This is a genomic window from Neobacillus drentensis (genome assembly GCF_036962765.1).
GTDB classification, from domain to species: Bacteria; Bacillota; Bacilli; order Bacillales; family Cytobacillaceae; genus Neobacillus; species Neobacillus drentensis_C.
The window spans coordinates 13,160-20,400 of the sequence record NZ_JBALOS010000042.1 but is presented as its reverse complement, the minus strand read 5'-3'; the positions used below and the strand labels follow the sequence as shown (position 1 = coordinate 20,400).

General features: G+C 37.5%; 6 protein-coding genes. All 6 read left to right on the top strand.

All coding sequences use genetic code 11. From position 1 onward, the window contains the following. Positions 1–232: 232 nt before the first annotated feature. Positions 233–1,882, top strand: coding sequence for a copper resistance CopC/CopD family protein (locus V7137_RS07140; RefSeq protein ID WP_335697438.1), 1,650 nt, complete (start codon positions 233–235; stop codon positions 1,880–1,882). 19 nt (positions 1,883–1,901) lie between these two features. Further along, positions 1,902–2,567 (top strand): YcnI family copper-binding membrane protein, encoded by a 666-nt coding sequence (locus V7137_RS07135; RefSeq protein ID WP_335697437.1) that lies wholly within the window; start codon positions 1,902–1,904, stop codon positions 2,565–2,567. Between the two features lie 313 nt (positions 2,568–2,880). Then, positions 2,881–4,065, top strand: coding sequence for an MFS transporter (locus V7137_RS07130; RefSeq protein WP_335697436.1), 1,185 nt, complete (start codon positions 2,881–2,883; stop codon positions 4,063–4,065). A gap of 131 nt (positions 4,066–4,196) precedes the next feature. After that, positions 4,197–5,381, top strand: a complete 1,185-nt coding sequence (locus V7137_RS07125) for an LL-diaminopimelate aminotransferase (protein ID WP_335697435.1) — start codon at positions 4,197–4,199, stop codon at positions 5,379–5,381. A 139-nt stretch (positions 5,382–5,520) separates the two neighbouring features. Next, positions 5,521–5,979, top strand: coding sequence for a CoxG family protein (locus tag V7137_RS07120; RefSeq protein WP_335697434.1), 459 nt, complete (start codon positions 5,521–5,523; stop codon positions 5,977–5,979). A 77-nt stretch (positions 5,980–6,056) separates the two neighbouring features. Further along, on the top strand, positions 6,057–7,187 hold the full coding sequence (locus V7137_RS07115) for a cadherin-like beta sandwich domain-containing protein (RefSeq protein WP_335697433.1): 1,131 nt from the start codon (positions 6,057–6,059) through the stop codon (positions 7,185–7,187). Positions 7,188–7,241 lie beyond the last annotated feature (54 nt).

The following is a 7,241-nucleotide window of genomic DNA, read 5'->3' as shown; positions in this document are numbered from 1 at the left end:
ATAAGCTTTAACATAGCCATTGTTTTAAAAAAATATTAGCACCAAATGATAAATTTGAGTGAATTTTCTCCAGCTAATGTGAAAGTTCAACATTTATTCACAAGTTTGTCCGATAAGATATTGTTATCGGTTTTATTTACCATTATCATAGTAACGACAGTAGAAACGTAATTGCGACTTGATAGTAATGGAAAACTGCCTTAACGTTTCTAAGTGATAAGGGGAGTGGGAGATGCAAACAAAAATGAAAGTCAGTACATTACTAGTGATCCTATCCCTGTTTCTATTTCTATTTCCGTCCATTTCTTCGGCGCACGCCTATATTAAAAAATCTACTCCATTAGAAAATGAAACAGTAGAAAAGGCGCCTGCCGAAGTAATGATAAGATTTGATGAAACCATACAACCAGCTTTTAACTCGATCAAGGTGTTTGATTCAAATGGAAAACGAGTGGATCAAAACGATGGGCGGATTGATCCAAAACAACCATCGATCCTAAAGAGCGGATTACAAAATAACCTCCCAAATGGATCCTACCGAATAAAATGGAAGGTAGTTTCAAGTGATGGGCATCCTGTTGAAGGTGTTATTCCTTTTCAAATTGGTGATGAAGGTGTAGGTTCAACATCTTTACATAAGGAAACAAGTGGATACATTCCAAAAGCAGACTTGATTGTCATTCGTTGGCTTCAATATATTAGTAATGCATGCTATGTTGGGCTGCTCTTTTTTTATATGGTAGTTATGCCAAAACGGATAAGGGAATTTGCGTCTATCGACAAAAAGTTTGGCAAACTGATAAGCGTAAGTTTAACACTGTTATTCCTTAGTATCCTGATAAATCTACCATTACAAGCCACGATTGAATCTGGATTCTCATGGAGTGAAGTGTTTAGCTTTCAATTATTTGAAAATATCTTAACCAATACGAGTTTTGGTCGAACTTGGCTCATCCAAATTGCTATCCTAATAACGCTTTTTCTACTTACTATTATCATGGGTATGTCAGAGAGATTGAAACGGATCATTTGGTGGATTTGCTTTTTACTAGGAAGCAGTTTGTTGTTGACAAAGGCAGTGACTAGTCATGCTGCATCACAAACAAATAACTTGATGTCGATTGCAATGGATTTTCTCCATTTATTTGCGGCATCGATTTGGATAGGCAGTTTAATTGGTTTTGTCGGAGTACTTTCAATACGGAATAACCCAAATAACAACCAAGATTATTTAACCATGATAAAAAGGTTCTCGAAATGGGGATGCATTCTCGTCCTGCTGTTAACCTTTACAGGAATATATGGCAGTCTTTTATATATTCCAAACCTTTCAGCCCTTGTCCAAACGAACTATGGACAGGTATTAATGTATAAAATTAGCTTGTTTGTGCTGATGATTCTGCTTGCAGCAGTGAATTTTTTGAAAGGAAAAAAGGGAACCGCTAAGGGACTTGGGGCAAGCTTAAAGGGTGAACTTTTGATTGGTCTGATGGTCTTAATTCTTTCTGTTGTGTTAACCAATCTACCAACAGCTATCCAATCGCCGGGACCATTTAAGGAAACCAAAATAGTAAATAAAGGTGTGCAAGTTACACTAAGAGCAACTCCCAATATCGTTGGAGTGAATTTATTTGAAGTCACGCTAAAAGATAAATCAGGTAAGCCTATCAAAGATATTGAACAATTACATTTAACTTTCACCATGCTTGAAATGGACATGGGAAAAGAAACGGTTAGTTTAACAAAAACGGCTGATGGCAAGTACACAGTGAAGGGTTTGCATTTCAGCATGGCTGGCGACTGGAACGTACATGTACATGCACTAACAAAAGCATTAGAAAGTATCGATTCTGACTTCAATGTTTTAGTAGGTAGTCAATAACAAATGAGGAGAGTTACCAATGAAAAAAATGATTAGCAGGATTTCAAAAATATTTATTCCAGCAGTAATCAGCTTATTTTTCTTTGCGAGCATGGCAAGTGCCCATGTTACAGTAATGCCAAAAACATCTTCAACAGGTGCATGGGAAACCTATACCTTAAAGGTGCCAGTTGAAAAAGATGTAGCTACCACGAAAGTAACGGTTAAAGCACCAGCAGGTGTAGAAATTATGTCCTACCAGCCTGTTCCGGGCTGGACGTATTCATCTGAAAAGGATGCGAGTGGGAAAGTAAAAACATTCACCTTTGAAGCGACCGGGGAAGGGATCCAAAGTGGACAATTTCAACAATTTGTATTTGTGGCAAAAAATCCGGAAAAGGCAGCAAAAGTTGCATGGGATGCCTTTCAATATTATAAGGATGGCAGTATTGTCGAATGGACTGGGGCGGAAGGGTCAGACTCGCCGCATTCTATTACCGATATTGTAACAGCTACCACTACTGATCACCATGGCAGCGAAAAGGCAGAACATAATGATAAGACTCAGACAAAAGAAACTGAAAAAACAAAGTCAGAAATGACAGAAAAGAAAGCAGAAACATCCAATTCTTTATCACTAGTTTTATCGGGATTAGCTGTGTTGCTTTCATTGGCTGCACTCATCATCGCGATTCGAAAAAAATAACCTAAAATAGAAGATGCCCCGTGCATCTTCTATTTTTTTGTCTGTGTTAAAGGTTATTGTTGATATTTTAGCCTGTTGATTGGAGCGGAAGGGGCGAGACTCCTACGGGAGTACGGGGCTTGGGAGACCCCACAGGCGCGAAGCGCCGAGGAGGCTCCCTGGACCGCCCGCGAACCGCACGCGCCTGGAGCGGAAATCAACACGCAAATATTATTTTATAAGCTATTCTTATCATAAGCCATTAAGATTTTGACATTTTCGTAGATACACAACGGATATAAAATAAGGAGGGCAGGCAAAAGGAGGGGTTTCTATGAAGAAAAATAATAAATTACCGTATTTATTTGGTTCAATGATTAGTAATTTTGGGGATGGGATTCAGCAAATCACGATCATGTGGTATATTTACCATTTGACAGGGGAAGCACTCTCCATTGGTTTTATGATTGCGATTTATTATCTGCCTAGTATTTTGTTAACACCATTTATTTCAGTGTATGTTGACCACCACGATTCGAAATCTATTGTTTTAACTACAGATTTCTTACGTTTCATTATCGTACTAACCATGTCAATGCTGATCTTTCTTAAGATTGAATCTAGGCTGATAGTTTATTTTCTACAATTCTTATTAGCTGTTTGTTATACAGTCTATAAACCAGCAGAACAATCCTTTATTAAGGTATCCTTCACTGACCAAGACATACCGTTTGTCATTTCTAAATCATCCTCACTAAATGAAGGGGCACTTATTGTAGGTTCAGCCATTTCTGGTGTTTTCTTAATTCAGTTTTCAATAGCGTTGAGTTTTTTAATAAATTCGTTAACCTTTCTTCTAGCCGCTGCTCTATATTATGTTGTTAAGCCATGTAATCGTAAACAGGTTAAACAGATGCAGATAAAATATGTTTTAGAACTCCGATTAGGTTGGGAATTTATTAAAAATAGGAGAGGACTGAAATATCTGTTATTCTTATCGATCTTAAACAGCATTAGTATTCAAATGACAACAACGATTATGGTACCACTCGCTAAACAGTTTAAAGGCGGAAGCGGCCTTTATTCCTTGTTTGATATTTCGTTCGCTGTAGGAGGGATCCTTGCTGGAGTGATGGTCACCTTCTTTTTGAAAAGATATAAACAAAAAACAATCATTATGACAATGACTGGAATGTGTGTAGCATCGATTTTCTTATATGTAAACAAATTTGAAACGTATGCCGTCCTGTTAATTTTCATGCTTGGATTGTTTACGATGTCCCACCTAATTATTACTCAAACACTCATACAACTTAATGCAACAAAAGAATATATAGGTCGAGTGGTTGGCCTTCGAACAATTCTAGCATCAATTGTTAAGATCACTTCTGCTCTAACAACAGGTATTCTCATATCTAAAGTGGGGGTATTTAATATATTCCTATTATTTGCCATCATTCTTCTCAGCTTTTGTACCTTAACAAATTTAAAAAAGGTCAATATCCCGACATTAACTTAAGAATTTTACAGAGTTAATCGATTATAGATTATCAACAGATAAAAGGGATATAGAATTGAATTCATGAGACTGATATAATTTATCATATGTTTTGAATAGTTGAAATTTTTCTTAGGATTGAGGGGATAAATATGAATCTTGTTGCTTCAGAAAAAGTAAAAAAAATGTCGGCAAGTATATTCCAAGAGGTAGCTAATCGCAAACATGAGGCCATTAAAGCGGGGAAAGATGTTATTGATTTAAGTGTTGGAAGTCCAGATTTTCCACCGCCTCCATTTGTTGTAGATACATTGATTGAGTGTGCCAGTGACTTAAGTAAATATGGCTATACTCTGACTGGGATACCTGAATTTAATGATGCAGTCAGTTATTTTTATAAGCAAAGATATACGGTTGATCTTAATCCAAGGTCCGAGGTATTGCAGTTGATGGGGTCACAAGATGGTCTAGCCCATTTGGCAACGGCACTCATTAATCCAGGTGACTATGTGTTGGTACCAGATCCCGGGTACCCAATTTATGAGGCAAGCGTAAACATCGCAGGTGGAGTTATCTATCCAATGCCGTTGTTAGCAGAAAACAAGTTTCAACCAATGCTGGATGAAATTCCGGTTGACATTTTAGAAAAAACGAAGTTGATGATTATCAGTTATCCTGGGAATCCGGTCACAGCTTTAGCGGATGAAGTTTTTTTTGAGAAGGTTGTGAACTTTGCTAAATGTCATGATATCTTGGTTGTTCATGATTTTGCGTATTCTGAGTTGATTTTCGATGGAAATCCACAAATTAGTTTCATGTCGGTCCCTGGTGCGAAGGAGGTCGGAATTGAATTTAATTCGCTTTCAAAAACCTTTAATATGGCAGGCTGCCGGATTGGTTATGTCGTTGGTAATGAACAAGCGATTAATATCTTAGCTTCATTTAAATCACATATTGATTATGGAGTCTTTTATCCGATTCAAAAAGCAGCAGTGAGGGCGTTAACTTCGGATTCCACCTTCCTTCAAACACAAGTAAAAGAATATGAGTACCGCCGCGATGTGTTGATTGCTGGACTTGAAAAAAGCGGTTGGCAAGTGGCAAAGTCTCCTGCAACCATGTTTGTCTGGGCAAGAATTCCTGCAGGCTGGAAATCTCGTGAGTTTGCCTTTGCATTGATTGATCAAGCTGGAGTTGCAGTCATTCCAGGTGATGCGTTTGGAGAGCTTGGTGAGGGATATGTACGGATCGCCATGGTTCAACCGCCAGAACGACTTTCCCTGGCGTCAGAACGAATTCATAAATTTTTAATAGAATACTCAGGAAAAATAATGTAAAGGCTTAACATCTATTTGTCGGGATTTTTTTGGTAAACTGCTTCCTGACTCTTCTATAAAAATAAAATACTACATATATTTTTTAAAAGGACCTTCTGCACTTGAAGGTCTTTTACCTTGAAGGAGAAAGAGGGATAAAATGCTAAGTGATTTACAACATCTAGAGTTAGATATCCCGATTGAAGTGATTTGGGACTTTATTCGAGATGAAAATAATTGGGCACCACTTGTACCCGGATATATTCAACATGAAAAAATAAATGACCATCAAATCTCCTGGGAATTTAAGAGTGACCTCGGCGTTATGAAAAAAAGGGTAAATTTATTGATTACTTTTAAAGAGTGGAATGAACCATCGAGGGTAACATTTGAATTAAAGCGTTCCAATGAAAAGTATTTAGGTGAAGGATATTTTGAGGCAAAAGCATTAAATAGAAATAAAACTCGTGTGACAGGCTTTCTTGAAATTAAGGCATCCGGACCGATGGGATCTTTAGCCAATTCCCTTTTTAAAAAAGCCCTCCAAAAATCGGATGAAGAGGTAGCGTTAGTCATTTCTTCCAAGTTAGAAGAATTTCAGGCGAAAGTAAAAAATTAAGATAAACTTAAGCAAGCAATGATAAAGTTAGTCCAAATTCCACTATCTCCTTAAGATAGTAGACAGGAGGATTAACGATGAAGAATCCAAACAAACCCTTAAATGTAATGCTTGTTTTTTCATTGGTATGGATGGGAGTTGGATCATACATACCAACTGCTTACGCTGAAACAAACACAGCGACAATTCAAGAGAATCAAAGAGAAAATACTCTTTCAAGAGTAGAAATTGAAGGTGTTGAACTCGACCAGAAATTCGCCTCTGATTTATATGAATATTCAGCCAATGTAGACAACGATGTGGATACGGTTAAGTTGTTGGTAGATAGCACCAATACAGATTCATCCATTACAATAAATGGGCAGACTGTTATAAGCGGGACAGCAGGGACTTATACGCTACAAACAGGTGAGAATAAATTTATTATTTCCGTAAATAATGGCAGCAGCTCATCAACTACCTATACCCTGACAATATCGAGAGAGAAAAATGCAAACAATCTCTTACAAAATATTGAACTATCAAAAGGGGAATTGTCACCCAAATTTTCTTCGATTGTCACTGATTACAACGTCAACGTTCCAAATGAAGTTCCTACGATTAAGATCAAACCGATAGCAATGGAAAAAACATCAGCCATTAAGGTAAATGGGATCTTGGCTATGAAAGATGGGGTTGAAGTTAAGGTATCCGTTGGTAAGTCTGATATTAATATTACGATAACAGCTGAAAACGGCGCCAACAAGACCTATACCATCCACGTTATGAGAGATAAGGCTGTAGAGGATAAAGCCACTATACCAAAACCAAATCAGAACAATAAACCAGGTGCTGCACAGCCAAGTTCAAAACCCAATAGTCCAACAAAATCTGCAAAATCTGCACAGCCTGCATCACAATTGCAAAATGCCGTGATGAGCGAAAAAGCTAGTAAAGCATTACTTTCATCGCTATCAGTTTCCGAAGGAACATGGGACAGCACTTTTACAAGTGATGAGTTTACCTACCATGTGACGGTGCCAAGTGATGGAGACGAAATCACCCTGAAACCGATTGCAAAATATAGCAGTTCTGATATTTTGATAGAAGGAGACACTAGCAAAACAATAAAACTGGAAGCCGACAGGCAAACCATTATCTCAGTTGTTGTGTCATACAATGATGATGATCGAAAAACTTATGTGCTTGTGTTTGAAAAAAAATCTTAAAATGAACACTTTTTAAATGGACAAAAAACCTGCCTCTAGCAGGTTTTTTTATAT